At 72.8% G+C, this 18419-nt stretch carries 17 protein-coding genes and 1 pseudogene; 10 read left to right on the top strand and 8 right to left on the bottom strand.

All coding sequences use genetic code 11. The annotated features are described in order from the left end of the window. Positions 1-256: 256 nt before the first annotated feature. Positions 257-1360, top strand: coding sequence for a lytic polysaccharide monooxygenase auxiliary activity family 9 protein (locus tag ACTOQ3_RS12725; protein WP_440083589.1), 1104 nt, complete (start codon positions 257-259; stop codon positions 1358-1360). A gap of 68 nt (positions 1361-1428) precedes the next feature. Here ACTOQ3_RS12725 and ACTOQ3_RS12720 read toward each other — a convergent pair whose 3' ends face one another. Continuing rightward, positions 1429-2034, bottom strand: a complete 606-nt coding sequence (locus tag ACTOQ3_RS12720) for a hypothetical protein (protein ID WP_440083734.1) — start codon at positions 2032-2034, stop codon at positions 1429-1431. 62 nt (positions 2035-2096) lie between these two features. Then, positions 2097-2555 (bottom strand): annotated as a pseudogene (locus ACTOQ3_RS12715) (beta-eliminating lyase-related protein); the annotation flags it as partial. 285 nt (positions 2556-2840) lie between these two features. On the opposite strand from ACTOQ3_RS12715, the gene ACTOQ3_RS12710 reads away from it, so the two are divergent. Next, positions 2841-3296 carry a response regulator gene (locus ACTOQ3_RS12710; RefSeq protein ID WP_440083733.1) on the top strand — a complete coding sequence of 152 codons (456 nt, stop codon included), beginning with the start codon at positions 2841-2843 and terminating at the stop codon, positions 3294-3296. After that, entirely contained in the window at positions 3293-3532 is a 240-nt protein-coding gene (locus ACTOQ3_RS12705; protein ID WP_440083727.1) for a response regulator transcription factor, read from the top strand. The genes ACTOQ3_RS12710 and ACTOQ3_RS12705 overlap by 4 nt, the downstream gene beginning before the upstream one ends. A gap of 54 nt (positions 3533-3586) precedes the next feature. Here the strand turns inward: ACTOQ3_RS12705 and ACTOQ3_RS12700 are convergent, their stop codons facing one another. Next, positions 3587-5128, bottom strand: a complete 1542-nt coding sequence (locus ACTOQ3_RS12700) for an alpha/beta fold hydrolase (protein ID WP_440083588.1) — start codon at positions 5126-5128, stop codon at positions 3587-3589. A gap of 306 nt (positions 5129-5434) precedes the next feature. On the opposite strand from ACTOQ3_RS12700, the gene ACTOQ3_RS12695 reads away from it, so the two are divergent. After that, positions 5435-6664, top strand: coding sequence for a sensor domain-containing protein (locus ACTOQ3_RS12695; protein ID WP_440083587.1), 1230 nt, complete (start codon positions 5435-5437; stop codon positions 6662-6664). A gap of 11 nt (positions 6665-6675) precedes the next feature. Further along, positions 6676-7320, top strand: coding sequence for a response regulator transcription factor (locus ACTOQ3_RS12690; protein WP_440083586.1), 645 nt, complete (start codon positions 6676-6678; stop codon positions 7318-7320). Positions 7321-7335: 15 nt separating this feature from the next. Here the strand turns inward: ACTOQ3_RS12690 and ACTOQ3_RS12685 are convergent, their stop codons facing one another. The 3 genes from ACTOQ3_RS12685 to ACTOQ3_RS12675 all read right to left on the bottom strand — a co-directional run bounded on the left by ACTOQ3_RS12685 (position 7336) and on the right by ACTOQ3_RS12675 (position 9477). Beyond that, the gene (locus ACTOQ3_RS12685; RefSeq protein ID WP_440083585.1) at positions 7336-7908 is read right to left on the bottom strand and encodes a peroxiredoxin; all 573 of its coding nucleotides are present in this window, start codon (positions 7906-7908) and stop codon (positions 7336-7338) included. Between the two features lie 82 nt (positions 7909-7990). After that, a complete protein-coding gene (locus ACTOQ3_RS12680) occupies positions 7991-8641 on the bottom strand; it encodes a 4'-phosphopantetheinyl transferase family protein (RefSeq protein WP_440083584.1) in 651 nt (216 codons plus the stop codon). After that, entirely contained in the window at positions 8638-9477 is an 840-nt protein-coding gene (locus tag ACTOQ3_RS12675; protein ID WP_440083583.1) for a metallophosphoesterase family protein, read from the bottom strand. The genes ACTOQ3_RS12680 and ACTOQ3_RS12675 overlap by 4 nt, the downstream gene beginning before the upstream one ends. Before the next feature lie 273 nt (positions 9478-9750). Here ACTOQ3_RS12675 and ACTOQ3_RS12670 point away from each other — a divergent pair, with 273 nt between their 5' ends. Next, the gene (locus tag ACTOQ3_RS12670; RefSeq protein ID WP_440083582.1) at positions 9751-10842 is read left to right on the top strand and encodes a M4 family metallopeptidase; all 1092 of its coding nucleotides are present in this window, start codon (positions 9751-9753) and stop codon (positions 10840-10842) included. A gap of 49 nt (positions 10843-10891) precedes the next feature. Here ACTOQ3_RS12670 and ACTOQ3_RS12665 read toward each other — a convergent pair whose 3' ends face one another. Together ACTOQ3_RS12665 and ACTOQ3_RS12660 are read right to left on the bottom strand one after the other, a co-directional pair. Further along, positions 10892-11488, bottom strand: a complete 597-nt coding sequence (locus tag ACTOQ3_RS12665) for a hypothetical protein (RefSeq protein WP_440083581.1) — start codon at positions 11486-11488, stop codon at positions 10892-10894. Beyond that, complete coding sequence (locus tag ACTOQ3_RS12660; protein WP_440083580.1) at positions 11446-13092, bottom strand: PHP domain-containing protein; 1647 nt, start codon at positions 13090-13092, stop codon at positions 11446-11448. The genes ACTOQ3_RS12665 and ACTOQ3_RS12660 overlap by 43 nt, the downstream gene beginning before the upstream one ends. 254 nt (positions 13093-13346) lie before the next feature. On the opposite strand from ACTOQ3_RS12660, the gene ACTOQ3_RS12655 reads away from it, so the two are divergent. From ACTOQ3_RS12655 to ACTOQ3_RS12640, 4 genes are all read left to right on the top strand, one after another. After that, positions 13347-13676 (top strand): protealysin inhibitor emfourin, encoded by a 330-nt coding sequence (locus ACTOQ3_RS12655; RefSeq protein ID WP_440083579.1) that lies wholly within the window; start codon positions 13347-13349, stop codon positions 13674-13676. A gap of 292 nt (positions 13677-13968) precedes the next feature. Beyond that, on the top strand, positions 13969-15690 hold the full coding sequence (locus ACTOQ3_RS12650) for a S8 family peptidase (protein ID WP_440083578.1): 1722 nt from the start codon (positions 13969-13971) through the stop codon (positions 15688-15690). A gap of 336 nt (positions 15691-16026) precedes the next feature. Next, positions 16027-17487 carry a phytoene desaturase family protein gene (gene crtI, locus ACTOQ3_RS12645; RefSeq protein WP_440083577.1) on the top strand — a complete coding sequence of 487 codons (1461 nt, stop codon included), beginning with the start codon at positions 16027-16029 and terminating at the stop codon, positions 17485-17487. After that, the gene (locus ACTOQ3_RS12640) at positions 17484-18383 is read left to right on the top strand and encodes a phytoene/squalene synthase family protein (protein WP_440083576.1); all 900 of its coding nucleotides are present in this window, start codon (positions 17484-17486) and stop codon (positions 18381-18383) included. Before crtI ends, ACTOQ3_RS12640 begins: the two co-directional genes overlap by 4 nt. Positions 18384-18419 lie beyond the last annotated feature (36 nt).

Below are 18419 nucleotides of genomic sequence, written 5' to 3'. Positions count from 1 at the left end.
GGGAGGACGGCCATGCGGCAGGTCGCACATCAGTTCCGCCGTAGGCTGCCCCAGGGAAAATCATTCGGAAATGAACCTTTCATACGTTTTGTGGCGTATGGCCAGCTCCAGGCCGGTCTCCCTTCGAGAGCCGTAGATCACTGTTGCCCCCCAATGCGGATTGGGCGACGGTGGGGACCCTCTGGCGTGAGAACTCCGCCCTCACTCGGCGCGCCAGGACCCGTCCCCCGGCACTCGAAAAGGAGACCTGTACCCGATGAGGTCACGTACGCTCCGACTCCTGCGCGACCAGGCACACGTGTCCGACGTCGCATCCCTCCACCGGATCCCGGTCTGGCGGATGGTCGTCGCGGCGCTGGTCGCGGTCGCGACCGCGCTCGCGCTCACCACCGTGACGGCGGGCCCCGCCGCGGCGCACGGCTCGATCAGCGACCCGCCCTCGCGTAACTACGGCTGCTGGGAGCGCTGGGGGGGTGACTTCCAGAACCCGGCGATGGCCCAGCAGGACCCCATGTGCTGGCAGGCCTGGCAGAGCAACCCCAACGCGATGTGGAACTGGAACGGGCTGTTCCGCGAGGGCGTCGGCGGCAACCACCAGGCCGCGATCCCCGACGGGCAGCTGTGCAGCGGCGGCCGGACCGAAGGCGGCCGCTACAACTCCATGGACACGGTGGGCGCGTGGAAGACCGTGGACCGTCCCGCCTCGTTCACGATGAACCTGCTGGACCAGGCCTCGCACGGCGCGGACTACATCCGCGTCTACGTCACCAAGCAGGGCTTCAACCCCAAGACCCAGCAGCTGAAGTGGAGTGACCTGGAACTCGTCAACCAGCTGGGCAGCAGGCCCACCGGCACCAGCACGGCCATCCCGGTGAACGCGCCCGGCCGTAGCGGCCACCACATCGTCTACACCGTCTGGCAGGCCAGCCACCTCGACCAGTCGTACTACTTCTGCAGCGACGTCAACTTCACCGGCGGCACGGACCCCGACCCGACCCCCACGCCGACCCCGACCCCGACCCCGACTCCCACCCCGACCCCCACGCCCACCCCGACCCCGGGCCCGGGCGGCTGCTCGGCCACCTACCGCGTCACCTCCCAGTGGTCCGGCGGCTTCCAGGCCGACGTGAGCGTGACCGCCGGCTCCAGGGCGATCACCGGCTGGACGGTGAACTGGACCTTCGCCAACGGTGAGAGGGTCAACTCGGCGTGGAGCGCGACCGTGACCACCAGCGGGTCCGCGGTCAGCGCCCGCAACGTCGCCTACAACGGTTCACTGGGCGCCGGCGCCTCCGCCAGCTTCGGATTCACCGGCTCCGGCACCGGCGGCACCCCCACCCTCACCTGCACGGCGACCTGACCCCCTCCCCCCGGGCACGCACGCGCCGGCCCGCCACCTCCCGGTGGCGGGCCGGTTCAGTGTCCTCATCATCCGCCGTTCGCGGCCCCGAGGCGTTCCCGCACCGGACTCCCGGCCTCCCCGCCGCGCGGGACCAGGGCGGCGCCGAGCAGGGAGAGCGCGCAGGCGGCCCAGAAGACCGCGGGCAGGCCCGCGAGGGAGGCGACCAGGCCGCCGGCCGCGGCGCCCAGCGGCATGGCGCCCATGCCGATCAGGCGGCAGGTGGCGTTCACCCGCCCGAGCAGGCCGTCGGGGATGAGCCGCCGGCGCAGCGAGACGGAGACGACGTTGGTGACGGCGTTGGCCGCGCCGATGCCCGCGGCGGCGGGGAAGACCGCGAGCGGGGAGGGCACGAGCAGCGGCACCAGCAGCAGGAGCCCTTTGAGCAGCGTGACGCCCACCAGGGCGCCGTTCTCACCGGCCGGCCGGGTGAGCCGCCCGGCGAGCACCGAGCCGGCCACCGCCCCCGCCGCCGGCGTGGCCGCCAGGAAGCCGTACTGGCCCGGGGTGAGCCTGAGCCCCACGCGGGAGCCGCCGCCGACCACCCACAGCACGAAGACGGCGAAGTACGCGCCGTAGGCCAGGTTGAGCACGCCGGAGTACGCGGCCAGGCCGCGCAGGGCGCGGTGCCCCACAGGTGGCGCATGCCGCCGCCGAGCATCTTCCGCATCCGCCTGGCCTGGGCGATGATCGCCCGATCGCCCACCAGGACCGACCCGATCGGCGCGCACAGGCCCTTCGACAGGCAGATCTGCACCGTGTCGGCGTAGAAGGCGATCTCCGCGGGGGTGACGCCCAGCGCGACCGAGGCGTTGAAGATGCGCGCCCCGTCCAGGTGCAGCGCCACCCCGTGCGAGCGCGTCAGCTGGGCCACCTCGGCGAGGTAGTCCAGCTGGAGCGGCGGGCCGCCGCACCGGTTCTGCGGCGTCTCCAGGCTGACCAGCGCCGGAGGCGTGATCTGCGGGTCGGCGCGGTCGACCGTGCACGCCTCGGCGATGTCCTCCAGGCTGATCGTCCCGTCCGGCAGGTTGGCGAGCGGCTCGTAGACGATGCCGCCGCACATCGACGCGTCCCCGGCCTCGTAGACGTACAGGTCGGATTCGTGGCCGACGATCGCCTTGCCGCCGCGGGTCCTCGCGGTGGCCTGCCCCCGCACGTTGACGCCGGCCGAGATGATCCGCCGGCAGTGGGCGGTTACCTCCCCGGGCGTGGAGCAGAGCACCACGCTCAGCGAGCCGGTGTCGTCGACGGGTTTGACGACGCACGGCAGGGCGATCCGCGACAGCGCGACCACGATCCGCGCGCCGACGGGCTCGCGCAGGGCCGGGTGCCGCCGCTGCCGGCCCTCGGCTTCACCGGCGTCGTCGTCACCGGCAGGGAACCGCTCGCCGGACTCCTCCCGTCACGGCACATCGCCCTCGCGTGTCTGAGATGAGACCCCATGAACGGGGTTGAAACAGAGATCAGGGTCCTGATCTGCTACTCGGAGAGACTGCTGCGCACGGCACTGTGCTCGATCCTCGCCGCCGAACCGGGGCTGCGCGTCGTGGGGGACGCCGGCGACGGGTTCGAGGCGGTCTCCCAGGCCAGGGGCCTGCGGCCGGACGTGGCCCTCGTCGACGAGCGGCTCACCGGCCTCGACGGCGTCCAGGTCACCGAGCGGCTCACCGGCCTCGACGGCGTCCAGGTCACCGAGCGGCTCCGCGCCGACCCGCTGGCGGGCTCGGTGCGCAGCGTCATCCTGACCGAGCACCCGGAGGCCATGTTCGACGCCGTGCGCGCCGGGGCCCGCGGCTTCCTGCTGCGCTCCAGCGCCCAGGACGAGCTGGTCGGGGCGATCAGGGCGATCGCGCGGGGGAGGCGTTCTTCGCGCCGCAGGTCGCCAGCAGCTTCCTGAGCCGCTTCGAGAACGGGCTCCCGTACCGCCCGCCCGAGGCCGTCAAGTCGCTCACCGAACGCGAGCACGAGGTGCTGGCCCTGGTCGCCGACGGGCTGAACAACACCGAGATCGCGAGCAAGCTGTACGTCAGCCAGGCGACCGTCGAGTTCCACGTGTCCAACCTCCTCAGCAAGCTCGACCTCCGCGACCGCCTGCAGATGGCCGTGTTCGCGCACAAGGCGGGCGTCGTGTGACGCCCGCCGGGCCGGCCCGCGCCCCCGCTGCGGACCGGCCGGGAACGGGACGCGTCACTCGCCGGGGCGGCAGACGGTGCCGGGGGCGGGGAGCGTCAGGTCGACGAGGTAGCGGGTGGCGTGGCCGATCACGCACCGGCTGGCGGGCCCGTTGTCGCCCGGCATGTACAGCACGTGCCCGGGACCGTCGTACCGGACGGTGACCGAACCGGGCACCGTCCCGGCCAGGCTCGCGGTCATGGCGTGGTCGGTCCAGGACCCGGCTCCCAGGAACGGCGGCAGGCCGCGGACGGGCAGCGGGCGGGACGGGTTGGCGACGGGCCGCGGCCAGCCGGAGCAGCCCAGCATGTCGAGCGGCGCGGCGCCCAGGTGGGGGGAGGCCTCCCGCATCCGGCGGGAGGCGTCGCGGAACCGGGCGTAGCCGGCATAGCCGCGGTCGTCGGGGCAGGTCATCGCCCGCGCGGCCGGTACCGCCCAGATCCGGGAGTTGCCGTTGACGGCATCCGCGAAACCGGAGGCGTCACCCTTCCTGAGCCTGTCCACCGACGCGGCGAAGGCCGACCACCAGGCGTTGTCCGGGCCCGGGTTCGCCTGGAAGCCCAGCAGCCTCAGGTGCCACCCGGTCAGCTTCCCCTCGCCGAGCTCCGGGGACGAGATCGGGATCGGGGAGCGGTCCAGCTTCTCGACGAGGGCGCGCCAGACCGCGCCCGCGTCCTCCTCGTGCAGCGCGCAGGCGCTGTCGGCCGCGCACCAGGCGACGAACCGCCCGAACATCCGCTCGTTGACGGAGACGTGGTCCAGGTGCAGCTTGGCCCATCCGTTGACCTGGTCGGCCGCCCCGTCGAGGTACATCGCCCGGACGCGCCCGGGGAACAGGCGCGCGTACGCGGCGGCGGGCACCCCTCCGTAGGAGTTGGCCATGAAGCTCAGCCGCCGCTCGCCCAGGGCCTCGCGGACCGCCTCCATGTCCCGTGCCACCGACAGGGAGTCGAGGTTGTCGAACAGGCCGCTGGAATCGGCGTCCCGGCACTCGCGCGCCGCCGCCTCCACCCTCGCCACCTGGGCCCGGTACTCCTCGCGGTCACGGGGCTCCAGCAGCTGCGGCCCCATCTTCCAGCACACCGCCGGCAGCCTCTCCCCGAGCCCGGTGTTGCGCGGGTTGTAGCCGACGAGGTCGAAGCGGCGGCGCAGCTCGGTGAGGCCGGGCGCCGAATCCTTCAGGTCCTCCACTCCCTCGGCCCCGGGGCCTCCCGGTATCTGCAGCACGCCACCGATCCGGTTCGCCGGGTCGGTGGCGGGAAGCCGCGCCAGATCCAGGGTGAGCTTCCGCCCGCGCGGCTTCCTCCAGTCCACCGGCACCGTGACGGTGGCGCACCGGATCCCCTCCGGGAGGTTCTCGCCCGCGCACGCCTTCCACTCCAGCCGTGAGGCCGTTCCCGACGCGGGTGCCGGAGCCCGCGCCGACTCCGTGGTGGGTGAGGCCGCGGGCGCCGGTCCTGTCGTGAGTGACGGCGTGGGCGAGGGCGTTCCGGCGGGGACGAGCAGCGCAGACGCCGCCACCAGTCCCGTGAACAACGGTCCGATCTTCCCGTACATCCGTGGCTCCTCTGTTCTGTCCGGACGGCGGTCGGTACGCCGTACGGTCGTCGTGCGCCGGTTCCCGGACACCGGCTCCCCTCCAGCGTCGCGAACCCGTCCGCCGGAGACCACGGGGACGTCCACCGGGAAACCTCGGGATATCCCCCACGGGCCCACCGGATGTCGGGCGGGAGCGGGGTGCGGCACGCTGGAGAAATGAGCCGTCCTCCCTCCGGCCCTCCGCCTCCGGCCGCGTCGTCCTCGCCCCCGCCCCCGGCGTCCCCGGCAGCGGTTCCGGCTTCACCGATGCCGGGACCGGGACCGATGCCGGGACCGGGATCGGGGCGGGTCTGGCGCGAGCTGGGCTACGCGCTGGCGGGGATGCCGCTGGCCGTCGCCGGCCTGGTCCTCCTGCTCGCCATGCTGCTTGCCGCGTTGTGGTCGACGGCGATCGTCGGCCTCCCGATGCTGGCCGTCGCGGTCCGCGGAGCCCGGTACCTGGGGGCGGTCCACCTCGGTCTGGCCCGCCTGCTGCTGGACGTCAGGACGCCCGCCCCCGCCCCCTTCAGGCCGGGTTCCGGGCCGATCGGCTGGTTCGTGTCGGCGCTCGGCGACGGGGTGGGGTGGCGGGCGGCGGTCTACCTGCTGGTCAAGCCCCTGACCGCGTTGCTCGCCCTCGGAGCCGCCGCCGGATTCTGGGGTGGCGGCCTGTGGCTGCTCTCCTATCCCGTCCGCTGGTCGCCGGGACCCGCCGGTGTCTGGGGTCCGCACGCCGGCACCTGGCCGGGCGTCCTGCTGCTGGGCGTGGCCGGTCTGGCGTTGCTCGCGCCGGCCCCCCTGGCGCTGCGGGCCGCGCTGCTCCCCGAGCGGCTCCTCGCGCGCACCCTGCTCGGCCCGACCAGGGTCTCGGCCAGGATCGGCCACCTGGAGGAGACGAGGGCCCGCATGGCCGAGGACGCGACGGCGACCCTGCGCCGGATCGAGCGCGACCTGCACGACGGACCGCAGGCCCGCCTCGTGGCGCTGGCGATGAGCCTGGGCATGGCGAAGGAGGAGCTCGCCGCCTCACCGGGGGAGGACCGGCTCCGGCAGGCGCGCGACCTGGTGGACGCCGCCCACCGCGACACCAAGGAGATCATCGCCGACCTGCGCCTGCTGATCCACGGCATCTACCCGCCCGTCCTGGACCAGGGACTGGAGGTCGCGCTCGCCATGCTCGCCACGCGCTTCGCGCTGCCCGTCGACCTCCGCGTCGACCTGCCCCGCCGTCCCCCCGCCGCGGTGGAGACGATCGTCTACTTCTGCACCGCCGAGCTGCTCGCCAACGTGGTCAAGCACAGCGGCGCGCGGCGGGCGATCGTCGAGGTGGGGGGACACGGCGGCCTGCTGCGGCTGCACGTCGGCGACGACGGGACGGGCGGCGCCTCGATGGGCGCCGGGACGGGACTGCCGGGGCTGGTGGCCCGGGTGGGCGTCGTGGACGGGCGGCTGGAGATCGACAGCCCTCCCGGAGGGCCTACGGTGGTCACCGTGGAGGTGCCGCTCCCCACCTGAACGGAGATCGCATGCGCGTCGTCGTCGCCGAGGACTCCGCGGTGCTCAGAGCCGGGCTCACCCTGCTGCTCACCACGAGGGGGCACGAGGTCCCCGCGGCCGTGGGCGACGGGGTCGCGCTGCGCGCCGCGGTGGACGAGCACCGGCCGGACGTCGCCGTGGTGGACGTGCGCATGCCGCCGACCCACACCGACGAGGGCCTGCGCGCCGCGATCGACATCCGCCGCGACCACCCCGGCATCGGGGTGCTGGTCTTCTCCCAGTACGTGGAGACGCGCTCGGCGACCCTGCTCCTCGCCGAGGACTCGCGAGGGGTGGGCTACCTGCTGAAGGAGCGGGTCGCCGACGTCGGCGACTTCCTGGCCGCGCTCTCCCGGATCGCCGCGGGCGAGACCGTGCTGGACCCGGAGGTCGTCACCCGGATGATGGCGACCGGCAGGCGCGCCGACACCCTCGACACCCTCACCCCCCGGGAGCGCGAGGTGCTCGTCATGATGGCCGACGGACGGTCCAACGGCGCGATCGCCGAGGCCCTGTTCCTGTCGTACGGGTCGGTGGAGAAGCACGTCACGCACATCTTCACCAAGCTCGGCCTGCCGCCGTCGCAGAGCGACCACCGCCGGGTGCTCGCCGTGCTGCGCTACCTGGAGTCCTGACCTCCCGTCGCGGCCTCAGCGGTGGTCACGCAGCCAGGCCAGCACCTGCGCGGCGTGCCCGTCGGGCGGGAAGACCGGGTAGAAGCAGTGCTCGACCACCCCGTCGCGGATCACCAGGGTGAGACGCCGCAGCAGCGTCATGCCCGCCACCCATGTCGTGGGCAGGCCGAGAGCGCCGGTGAGCTCCAGTGACGCGTCACTGAGCAGCGGGAACGGCAGGTGCAGCCGCTCGGCGGCCTCCCGCTGGTAGGCGGTGTCCTGGGTGGAGAGGCCGGCGACGGCGGCGCCGGCCGCGTGCAGCTCCCCGGCGTGGTCACGGAAGGCGCACGACTCGGGCGTGCACCCGCGCGCGCCGGGGATGAGGTCCCAGCCGGGAACCGGCGGGTCCTCTCCCGGGCGGCCGGTGCGCGGGTACGCGTACAGCACCAGCCGCTCGGCGCCGCCGGGCACCAGATCCACGCGGAACGGCTCCCCGTCCGTCGAGGGGAGGGAGAGCGCCGGCACCGCGGCGCCGGGCAGGTGGGCGCAGGCGCCGTCGTCCACGGGTACCGGCAGGCCGGCGGGCAGGACCGTCGGATCGTGGGGCATGAGCTCAGCCTAGGACGTCCCCGCGAGGCCGCCTCCGTGGTCCGTACGCGGGCACGGGCGGGCGGCCGGATCGGCGCACGTGTCAGGACACGGATTTCCCCGGCACGGCGATGGCGGTCACGACCAGGCCGTCGGACACCAGCCAGCGGCCCGTGAAGCCGGTAAGCTCCCGGCCCTCCACCCGGGGGCCCGGGACGAGGAGGCGGGCGGTGAACGTACCGGAGGAGGAGAAGGTGAGGTGGGCCTCCTCGAAGCCGAGCCAGCGCCTGGCCAGCGGGAACCACGCCTTGTAGACGCTCTCCTTGGCGCTGAACAGAAGCCGGCCCCAGTGCACGCCGTCGTCGAGCTCCGCGATGGCGGCCCGCTCCTCGGGCAGCGAGACCGCGGGCAGGACGCCGTCGGGGAGCGGCTCGTGGGGCTCCGCGTCGATGCCGACGGCCAGCGCCTCGAGGGAGACGGCCGCCGCGCGGTATCCGGCGCAGTGGGTGATGGCGCCCACCACCCCCGCAGGCCACCCGGGGGCGCCGCGCTCGCCGGGCAGGATCGGCACCGGGGGCAGTCCCAGATCGGCCAGGGCCCGGCGGGCGCAGTGGCGCGCGGTGCCGAACTCGCGGCGCCGCTTGTCCACCGCGCGGGCGACGGCCGCCTCCTCCTCGGGGAACAGCACGACGTCGGGCGGGTCCTCGAAGCACTCCGAGCTCGCCACCCACGACGGCAGGATCTTCTCGATCATGCGACGGGCCGAGGGGCGGGCAGGATGCGCCGCAGCTGGCCGGGCGCGGTGGGCCTGGGACGCCACTCGCGGGGATAACCCAAGGAAACCTCCTCGAAGCGGACACCGTCGTGCCAGGTGGTCCGGGGGATGTGCAGGTGGCCGTAGACGACCGTGGCGGCGTCGAAGCGCAGGTGCCAGTCGGCGGTGCGCTCGGTGCCGCACCAGATCGCGAACTCCGGGTGGTACAGGACCAGGGTGGGCTCGCGTACCAGAGGATAGTGGTTGACCAGCACCGTCGGAACCCCGGGCGGCCTGGCCTCCAGGCGCCGTTCGGTCTCGGCGATCCTGGCGTCGCACCAGGCGTCCCTGGTCGGGTACGGGTCGGGGTGGAGCAGCATCTCGTCGGTGCAGACCACACCCTTGTCGTACGCGATGGCGAGCGCCTCCTCCTTCGTCGCGACGCCGGGCATGCGGAAGGTGTAGTCGTACAGCACGAACAGCGGGGCGACGGTGACCGGGCCGCCGGGGCCGGTCCAGGTGAGGTAGGGGTCCTCCGGCGTCGCCACCCCCAGGTTCCGGCACACCTCGACCAGGTGCCGGTAGCGCTCCTCGCCACGCAGCTGGACGGGGTCGCTGGGATGGGTCCACAGCTCGTGGTTGCCGGGCGCCCACACCACCTTCTCGAACCGTCCGGCGAGCAGTCCCAGGGCCCATTCGACGTCGGAGACCTTCTCGGAGACGTCCCCGGCGACCAGCAGCCAGTCGGAGGCGGAGGTGGGCCGCAGCTCCTCGACGATGCTCCGGTTCTCCTGGTAGCCGATGTGCAGGTCGCTGATGGCCAGCAGTGACGTCATGCGCGGCCCGTCCCCGGAGAACCGGTGGCCCGAGCGGGCCGGACGCCGCGCGCCGGCGGCGTGAGGGCCCCCGCCGTCCCCTCGTTCGTTTCCACGTTCCCAAGCACCGCCGCCTCCGTCTCGCCCGCTTCCCGGGCGCGGTCACGAACTCGTGATCGCCGAGCAAAAGAACCCTCTCACGACCGCTCCCGGCGGCACACCCCACCCCGCCGCGAAGGCACCGAGTACGGCGATACTCATGCGGCCGGGGGAGGCGGCGGCGATTCTTGACGTATGACGACATTCGACAGCATGCCCCAGTGCTGCATCGCACCCCCCGACCTGCTCGAGGCGGTCGCCGGCCAGGGAACCCCCGAGGAGCGGGAGGCCGCGCTCAGGACCCTGGCCACCTCGGAGAACGCCCGTGCGCAGCGCGCGTCGTTCGCCGGCGCGCTGCGCCAGCTCAACCTCACCGTCGCCGACGTGGCGCCCGCCCCCGGCATGGTGCGCGCGGTCTACGACGTCGAGAACGGCGGGGACTTCGACCTGCCCGGCCGCAAGAGGCGCGGGGAGGGCGACGGGCCGTCCGGTGACGCGGCGGTCGACGACGCCTACGACGGGGCGGGCATCACCTACGACTTCTACCGGAAGGTCTTCGAGCGGGACAGCATCGACGGGCGGGGACTGGAGATCGTCTCCTCGGTCCACTACGGGACCGACTACGACAACGCCGCCTGGATCGGCTTCCAGATGATCTACGGTGACGGCAGCGGGCAGATCTTCACCAAGGGCTCCCTCACCAGGGCCGTCGACATCGTGGCGCACGAGCTGACCCACGGCATCACCCAGTTCACCGCGAACCTGGTCTACAGCAAGCAGTCCGGCGCCCTCAACGAGTCGTTCTCCGACGTCCTCGGGTCGCTCGCCAAGCAGTACAGCCGCGGGCAGACCGCCGAGCGGGCCGACTGGCTCATCGGCGACGGCATCCTGGGCAGCGCCCTGCGGGGGACGGCCCTGCGGTCGATGAAGGCGCCGGGAACCGCCTGGTCGACCCCCTCCGGGGGACGCGACCGCCAGCCGGGGCACATGCGCGACTACGTGGACCTGCCCGACGACGGCAACCCCTCCAACGACCACGGAGGCGTCCACATCAACTCGGGCATCCCCAACCACGCCTTCTACCTCGCCGCCACCGCCATCGGCGGCAACGCCTGGGAGCGCGCCGGACGCGTCTGGTACGTCACGCTCACCGAGCGGCTCCGGCCGCGCTCGGACTTCCGGGAGGCCGCGGAGGCGACCGTGGAGGTGGCCGGGGAGCTGTTCGGCGCGGACGGGGACGAGCAGAGGAAGGTGCGCGCCGCGTGGCAGCAGGTCGGGGTCCTCTAGGAAGGGTCTCCCGTGGCGGGGAACCGCGGACGGGTCCGGGCGCGCCCCGTCAGTCGTGGTCGGCGCAGCAGGGCGTCGGGTTCGGCACCTCGGCGGGCATGAGGCGCCCGCCCGAGGCCGGCATGGTCAGCAGGACCACGTGCCCGCCGCGCAACTGCGGCCGTACGTGGTCGTTGGTCGTGACGAGCGTGTCCGGCGCCGGCTCCTCCGCCTGCGCCAGCACGACGACGCGGTCGATCGCCGAGCGGGCCAGCACCTCGGCCACGCTGAGCGTGCCGGTGAGTTCGGCCCGGCCGGGGAACACGACCAGGCGCCCACCGGACCCGGCGGCGTGCTCGGCCGCGGCGAGCGCGGCCCCCTCCGCCAGATCCTCCGGGCCGGTACGGCTGTCACCGAACGTGGCGCCCACCCCGGCGGGGAGCGCGGCCAGGTCGACGGCCTCCCGGACGGCGAGGGAGCAGGCGACGTGCGGCGGTCCGCCTGCGGTGCGGACGAAATGCGTGCAGCCCACGGTCCCGGCCGGGAGGCCGAGCGCCTTCTCCACGTCATGAAGAAGGTGCTCGGCCTCCGCGACCGTCCGCGAGCCTCCGTCGAGGCCGAGGATCATCCGCGCGGCACGACCCAGATCGGGTTGCTGTAGAACCACAGGTCCTTCCAGGGGTCGCCGTCGCCGAAGACGTCGATCTGGGGCCCGGCCGGGTCGATCGCCGCGCCGAGCAGCCCGGGCGCGCTGCGGTTGCCGTCGGTGCCGCGCAGCCGCACGTAGACCGGCCGGTCGACGGCGCCGAGCTGGTAGGTGAACGTCACCGTCCCGGTGTTCCTGCCGACCTCGAAGGACTTCACGACCTTGGTGGCCGAGGTCGTGAAGACGTCCTTGTCGGCCGCGGGGCCGGTGACGTCGCCCTGGATGACGTCCACGCGGGCCAAGGTCGGGACGTACTGCGCCCAGTTCGGCTGGTTCGCCAGCGTGATCTCGATGACGAGCTCGACCTTGGCGCCCTTGCGGACATGCAGGGTGTCGCCGAGCGAGACCCCGCGCTGCCCCCTGCCGGCCTGCCGGGCGCGCACGACCAGGGCGCTGATCAGACCGCCGTGGTCCACCCACACGCGGCCCTCTCGGAGACCGTCCATGACCGCGGTGTAGGAGAAGTCCTTGGCCCCGACGTGGGTCCGGCTGTAGAAGCCCGGCCAGAAGTCGCCGGCCGCCAGGTTCTGAGAGCCCCGGTAGACGGGGTCGTCGTATTTGCCGTTGGCGTTGAAGTCGCTGCCCGGCCCGCGGTCGCTCATGTCGGCGTAGACCGAGTGCGAGTCGGAGTTGGCGGTGATCCAACAGCTCTTGCCCTCGGCGAGCAGGCTGTCCCACAGCCCTCCGACGGTCGAGGTCATCCAGTCGAAGCCGCCGAAGGTCTTGTAGCTCTCGGCGGGGTACGCGGGGAACGAGTCAGCGCCCGGGTTGCTGTCGTAGAAGCCGCGCCCGCCGCCCGGCCCGTGCGGCTTGGGGATCCCCGCCGCCTGGTGGCCCGGCGCGCCCTCCATACCGACGGCGATGCCCGGCTGGGCGTCGCGCCAGGCCCGGATCTCGTGCGGGGAGTCGAGCCCCTTGCGCGAGGGGTGGTTGGCGAAGAACAGCGCGGCCTCGACGCGGCGCCGCCTGACGGCGTCCGCCAGGAAGTTCAGCCCGGCGATGGCGAGGGCCTCGTTCTGCGGGGTGGAGGCCCCGGCGTTCTTCACCCCGCCGTCGAAGGAGTTCTCGAACTCCTTGAGGGTGGCCACCTCGTTGCGGCCGGGGGCCACGAACACGGTGCCGTGCTCGGCGCCCGGGATGTTCCACTCCAGCCCCTGGAAGACCAGGGCGTCCTTGACCGCCTGCCGCGCGGCGACGATGTCGGGGTTGACCTTGTCCACACCGATCTTGGCGTGGGTGGTGCCTCCGTGGTCGGTGATGACCATCCAGTCCAGCCCGTACGCGTTTCCGTGCTGGACCTGGTCGCTGACCTTGTAGATCCCGTCGGAGCTGTACTGGGTGTGGATGTGGTGGTCGCCCGCGAGCCAGAGGTAGCCGTCGCGCGGCTCGGGCCCGCGCGTGACCCGCGCGGGGGTGGCGGCCGCGGCCTGGCCCTGCGTGCCGAGAACGCCGGCCGCGCTCAGGCCGGCGCCCAGCAGTCCCGCGCGCCGGAACATCTGGCGCCGCGACAGCTGCCCGGGGGAGAGCTCGGCGTCGGGAACCGAGAAGTCCACGACCGGAGCCATGTCACCCTGGTCGAGGGCGTGCTCGGCACCGTGAGAGTGGTCGTGCGGGTGAGCATGAGTGTGATCGTGAGGGTGATCGTGCCCGTGGCCCATGTCGTGCCTTTCCATTCCCGCCGGAGAGATCTTGCTCCGGCTACGCATGGACCCTCGCAAAAGCATCTGAACCGTACGTTAACTGGTCATATCTATAGAGGGGTGAACTGCTGGCGGCCGGCCGACGCCCGGGTCGCGCGGGCCGGTCTAGGATCACTCTCATGAAGGTCTCGATCGTCCGGGGTGGCGGCATCGCCGGTCTCGTCACGGTCATCACGGTCGACTCCGCGTCGCTGGCGCCGGAGGCCGCCACCGGGTTGCGCGCCAGGGTGGAGCTGGCCGGGCTGTCCGGCCCGCCGGAGCGGCCGGGGCCCCCGGAGGGCCGGGCGACCGGGCCCGACCGCTTCGACTACGAGCTGACCGTCGAGGACGGCGGCCGCGTGCTCACGACGCGTGCCCGCGAGGGCGACCTTCCCGGCCCGCTCCGCGCGCTCATCTCGTACGTGACCTCGCTGCCGGAGCGGCAGGAACGGATCGGCCCGCCCGGCTGAGCTCCGTTTCACCCCTTCTGTCCGCTTTAACCCTTTTGTGCACCTCCTTGCTCGCCTAAAAGCGGGCCTGACCATGCGAAACTCCGCGCCGTCACCGGTTTTGGCGCGAGAATTTCCATGTAACGGTTCCCCGATGACACGATCCGCCGATGTGTGCAGGTCACAGGGGTGGCGGGATTCCCCGGCGCCTGCTGGCTTTATTACACCTTGGCGGCAAATGTGGGCACGACTGGATTGTTGGTGCGCGTGAAATCACATTTGCGGGGAGCTCTTCGGATATACGGAGGTATATGTGAAACGCGTCATCATCACCGCAGCTGTCGCCGCCCTCACGGCAGCCGCGCTGGTGCCCCCGGCGCAGGCCCGGCAGGTGATCGCCGAACCGGGCGCGGAAGCCGAGTACGTCGTCCTCTACACGGAGGGCGCGCGTTCCGCGGACGCCCAGCGGGCCATCAGGGCGGCGGGCGGAAGCATCCTCAAGGAGAACGCCGCGGTCGGCGTCGCCACCGTCACCACGACGAACGCCCGCTTCGCCGAGGCGGTGCGCGACGCCGCCTCGATCGACGACATCGCCCACAACCGGTCCATCGGCAGCGTGCCCACCGCCAGGCGGGGAGCCGCCGGCCTCGCCGTGCAGTCGAGGGCGGTGGAGAAGGCCGGTGACGGCGCGCCCGCCACCTCCACCTTCGGCAGGCCCGCACCCGCCGCGGAGCCGCTGTCGGAGCTCCAGTGGGACATGAAGCAGATCCACGCGACCGTGGACGGCTCCTACCGTCACCAGCAGGGCGACCCGGGCGTGCTGGTCGGTGTCATCGACACCGGCGTCGACGGCTCCCACCCCGACATCGCGCCGAACTTCAACCGCGAGCTGAGCCGCAACTTCACCGTCGACATCCCCGTCGACGCCAACGGCGACGAGATCGACGGCCCGTGCGAGGCCGAGCCCGACCGCTCGTGCAACGACCCGGCGGACGTCGACGAGAACGAGCACGGCACGCACGTGGCGTCGTCGATCGCCTCGCCCGTCAACGGGCTCGGCACCTCGGGCGTGGCGCCCAAGGTCTCGATCGTGAACCTGCGGGCCGGCCAGGACTCCGGATACTTCTTCCTGCAGCCCAGCATCGACGCGCTGACCCACGCCGGTGACGTCGGCATCGACGTGGTCAACATGAGTTACTACGTCGACCCGTGGCTGTTCAACTGCGTCGACAACCCGGCGGACTCCCCGGCCGACCGGCAGGAACAGGCCACGATCATCAAGGCCATGCAGCGGGCGCTCACCTACGCGCACGACAGGGGGGTGACCCTGGTGTCCGCGGCGGGCAACGGCGCCTCCGACTACACCAAGACGATCGTCGACGCCTCCAGCCCCGACTTCGCCAGCGTCCCCGGCGAGTTGCCCTACTCACGCACGATCCCCCCGAGCTGCGTCTCCATGCCGAGCGAGGGCAAGCACGTGATCTCGGTCTCCTCGACCGGCATCAGCAAGCGCAAGTCGTACTACTCCGACTACGGCAACGGCTACGTCGACGTCTCCGCCCCGGGCGGCGACGTCTACGACACCGCCGACAACCACCGCGACGTCACCAGGGCGACGCTGGCGGCCTATCCCCGGTCCGTGGCCGAGGCGCGCGGCCAGCTCAACCCCGACGGCACGCCCAACGTCACCAACGTGGTCCGCAGCTGCAAGAGCGACGTCTGCGCCTACTACGTGTACCTCCAGGGCACCTCGATGGCCTCCCCGCGCGCCGCCGGGGTCGCCGCGCTGATCGTGAGCAAGTACGGCCAGCGCGACCGGGCGCACGGAGGCAAGAAGCTCCACCCGGCCGTCGTGGAGACGGTCCTCAAGGGCACCGCGACCAGGACGGCCTGTCCCACCCCGCCCGCCTACACCTACACCAGGCACCTGCCGGACGGCACCACGGCGACCTCGACGCACACCTGCGAGCGAGGCGCCCTGAGCAACGGTTTCTACGGCTACGGGATCGTCGACGCCCTCAGGGCGGTCCGCTGATCCGAACCCGGTGCCCGGCGTCCGCCTCACGGCGGGCGCCGGGCCTCGCCGTTTTTACGCCTTCTTGCGCGATGGGTTGATTTACCCGAAGCCCGGTCCGGGGATGGGTCGTCAGACGCCATCGGTCGCCATCGGGTCATGGCCGTACGCCTGCCGCCGGCCAGACGCATCCGAACGCGGTCTCGCTTGCGAAGTCCTTCGTGGACGTTAAGGAGTGATGCCCATGGCCGCCGTCACGTGTGAGACCGATCGGCCCGGTGAGCGGATCGACCCCCCTGCCGGGCGGGAGGCGACCTCGCCGGCCGGTCGCGGAGACTCGGCGACGAGGAGGAGCGCGTGAGCCAGGCGGTGGTGATCGGCGCCGGTCTCGGCGGGCTGGCCGCCGCGGTCCGGCTGGCCGCCGCCGGGCGGGACGTCACGATCGTGGAGGCGAACGACGTGCCGGGCGGCTGCTGCGGCACGGCCACCCTCGGCGACTACCGCTTCGACACCGGCCCCTCGGTGCTGACCATGCCGGAGGTCCTGGCCGACGTCTTCGCCGCCGCGGGGGAGGACATGCAGAGCATGCTCCCGCTGCGGCGGCTGGACCCGTACTACCGGCTGCGCTACCACGACGGCTCCCACCTGGACGTGGTGGCCGGCGAGGACGCCATGGCCGAACAGGTGCGCGCGCTGAGCGGTGCCGCGGAGGCCGAGAGGTACCGGCGTTTCCGCGCCAGGCTCGGCGAGCTGTTCGACGCGGAGTGGCCCGCCTTCATCGACCGTGACATGACACGGCTGCGTGACCTCGCCCGGCCGCGCGTCCTGGCCCGTATCGCGGCGCTGGGCGGCTTCCGCAGCCTGGACTCCCTCGTCAAGAGCCACCTCACCGACCACCGGCTGGTCAAGGCGCACACCTTCCAGGCCCTGTACGTGGGCCTGCCGCCCCGGCAGGCGCTCGGCATCTACGCGGTCATCGCCCACATGGACACCGTCGGGGGCGTCTTCTTCCCGCGCGAGGGCGGGATGCACGCCATCCCGCGCGCCCTGGCCGCGCTGGCCGAGAAGGCGGGCGCGCGCATCCGGTACGGCGTGCGCGCCGTCAAGGTGGAGGCCGGGTCCTCCGGCGTCTCCGGGGTCAGGCTCGACACCGGGGAGCGCCTGGCCGCGGGGAACGTCGTGGTCGCCTGCGACCTGTCCCGCGCCCACACCGGGCTGCTGCCCAAGGGCGCGGGCGACTGGCGGCTCCGCCGCCCCCGCTACTCGCCCTCCTGCCTGGTCCTGCACTTCGGCCTCGACCGTCGCCTGGCCGGGCAGGCGCACCACACCCTGCACTTCGGCAGGGAGTGGGACGCCACCTTCGCCGCGCTGCGGGCCGGGCGGCCGCAGCCCGACCCGAACCTGCTGGTCACCTACCCCGAGTCCGACACCGGCGCCGCGCCGCGTGGTCACGCCACCCTCACCGTGCTGGAGCCCACGGCCAACCTGCGCGGCGGCGCCGACTGGGACCGGCTCACCCCGCGGCTGGAGGACCGCCTGCTCGGCAGGCTGGCCGACCTCGGTTACGGCGACCTGTCCTCCGCGCCGAGGCTCACCCTCGACCCGCCCGCCTGGGCGCGGCTCGGCCACTCGGCGGGCACCCCGTTCGCCCTGGACCACCGCTTCACCCAGACGGCCTGGTTCCGGCCCGCGGGCGCGGCCAGGCGAGTCCCGGGGCTGCACTTCGCCGGAATGTACACCGCGCCGGGAGTGGGGGTGCCCCCGGTGCTGATCTCCGGCCGGCTCGCCGCGGAACGCGTACTGGAGACCCCCCGATGACCCTCACCGCGAGTTACGAACTGTGCCGCAGGCTCAACGCCCGCCACGGCCGTTCCTACTACCTGGCGACCCTGCTGCTGCCCGCCTGGAAGCGCCCGCACGTGCACGCCCTGTACGGCTTCGCGCGCTACGCCGACGAGATCGTGGACTCCTTCACGATGACCGGCGACAGGGCGCGGGCGCTCGACGGCCTGTCCTCCCGGCTGGCCGTCGTCCTGGCGGGCGGGAGCACCGACGACCCGGTGCTCCCCGCGTTCGCGCAGACCGTGCGTTCCTTCGGCGTCGACCACGGCGACATCGACGCGTTCCTGTACTCGATGCGGACCGACCTGACCGTCACCCGCTACGCGACCTACGACGACCTGCTCGTCTACATGGAGGGCTCGGCCGCGGTGATCGGCACCATGATGCTGCCCGTCCTCGAACCGCTGCCCGGCATGGAGGACAAGGCCCGAGAACCGGCCCGCCAGCTGGGGCTGGCCTTCCAGCTGACCAACTTCCTGCGCGACGTCGCCGAGGACCTGGAACGCGGCCGGGTCTACCTTCCGATGGAGGACCTGGACAGGTTCGGGGTGACGGTGGCCGACCTGGGGCGCGGCGTCCCCACCCCGGCCCTGCGCGAGCTGCTGGCCTTCCAGACCCGGCGGGCCAGGGACCACTACGCGCGGGCCGAGGAGGGGTTCGACATGCTGACCCCCTCCTCCCGGCCGTGCATCCGCGCGGCCTTCCAGCTGTACGGCGGCATCCTCGACCGGATCGAAACCGCCGGCCACGACGTCCTCGGCGCGAGGGTCGTCGTGCCCCGGCGGCGAAGACTGGCGATCTTCGCGCGGCACCTGCTCGCGGCGTCCGCGGCCGACCGCGCCGAGCGCCGCCTGATCGCCGAGATCCCGTGAACAGGCCTGCTGGAGCGGTCGCGGGGGCCTCCAACA

It is taken from the genome of Streptosporangium sp. LJ11 (assembly GCF_051918945.1).
GTDB lineage: Bacteria > Actinomycetota > Actinomycetes > Streptosporangiales > Streptosporangiaceae > Streptosporangium.
Note: the sequence above shows the minus strand (reverse complement) of the source record. Positions and strands in the feature narration are given on the sequence as shown.

Excerpts from the sequence above, each read along its gene's own strand:
- ACTOQ3_RS12725 (WP_440083589.1), top strand. The coding sequence starts at position 257 with ATGAGGTCACGTACGCTCCGACTCCTGCGCGACCAGGCACACGTGTCC.
- ACTOQ3_RS12655 (WP_440083579.1), top strand. The coding sequence starts at position 13,347 with ATGAAGGTCTCGATCGTCCGGGGTGGCGGCATCGCCGGTCTCGTCACG.
- ACTOQ3_RS12690 (WP_440083586.1), top strand. The coding sequence starts at position 6,676 with ATGCGCGTCGTCGTCGCCGAGGACTCCGCGGTGCTCAGAGCCGGGCTC.
- ACTOQ3_RS12675 (WP_440083583.1), bottom strand. The coding sequence starts at position 9,477 with ATGACGTCACTGCTGGCCATCAGCGACCTGCACATCGGCTACCAGGAG.
- ACTOQ3_RS12660 (WP_440083580.1), bottom strand. The coding sequence starts at position 13,092 with ATGGCTCCGGTCGTGGACTTCTCGGTTCCCGACGCCGAGCTCTCCCCC.
- ACTOQ3_RS12695 (WP_440083587.1), top strand. The coding sequence starts at position 5,435 with ATGCCGGGACCGGGATCGGGGCGGGTCTGGCGCGAGCTGGGCTACGCG.
- ACTOQ3_RS12710 (WP_440083733.1), top strand. The coding sequence starts at position 2,841 with ATGAACGGGGTTGAAACAGAGATCAGGGTCCTGATCTGCTACTCGGAG.
- ACTOQ3_RS12685 (WP_440083585.1), bottom strand. The coding sequence starts at position 7,908 with ATGCCCCACGATCCGACGGTCCTGCCCGCCGGCCTGCCGGTACCCGTG.
- ACTOQ3_RS12670 (WP_440083582.1), top strand. The coding sequence starts at position 9,751 with ATGACGACATTCGACAGCATGCCCCAGTGCTGCATCGCACCCCCCGAC.
- ACTOQ3_RS12680 (WP_440083584.1), bottom strand. The coding sequence starts at position 8,641 with ATGATCGAGAAGATCCTGCCGTCGTGGGTGGCGAGCTCGGAGTGCTTC.
- ACTOQ3_RS12700 (WP_440083588.1), bottom strand. The coding sequence starts at position 5,128 with ATGTACGGGAAGATCGGACCGTTGTTCACGGGACTGGTGGCGGCGTCT.
- ACTOQ3_RS12640 (WP_440083576.1), top strand. The coding sequence starts at position 17,484 with ATGACCCTCACCGCGAGTTACGAACTGTGCCGCAGGCTCAACGCCCGC.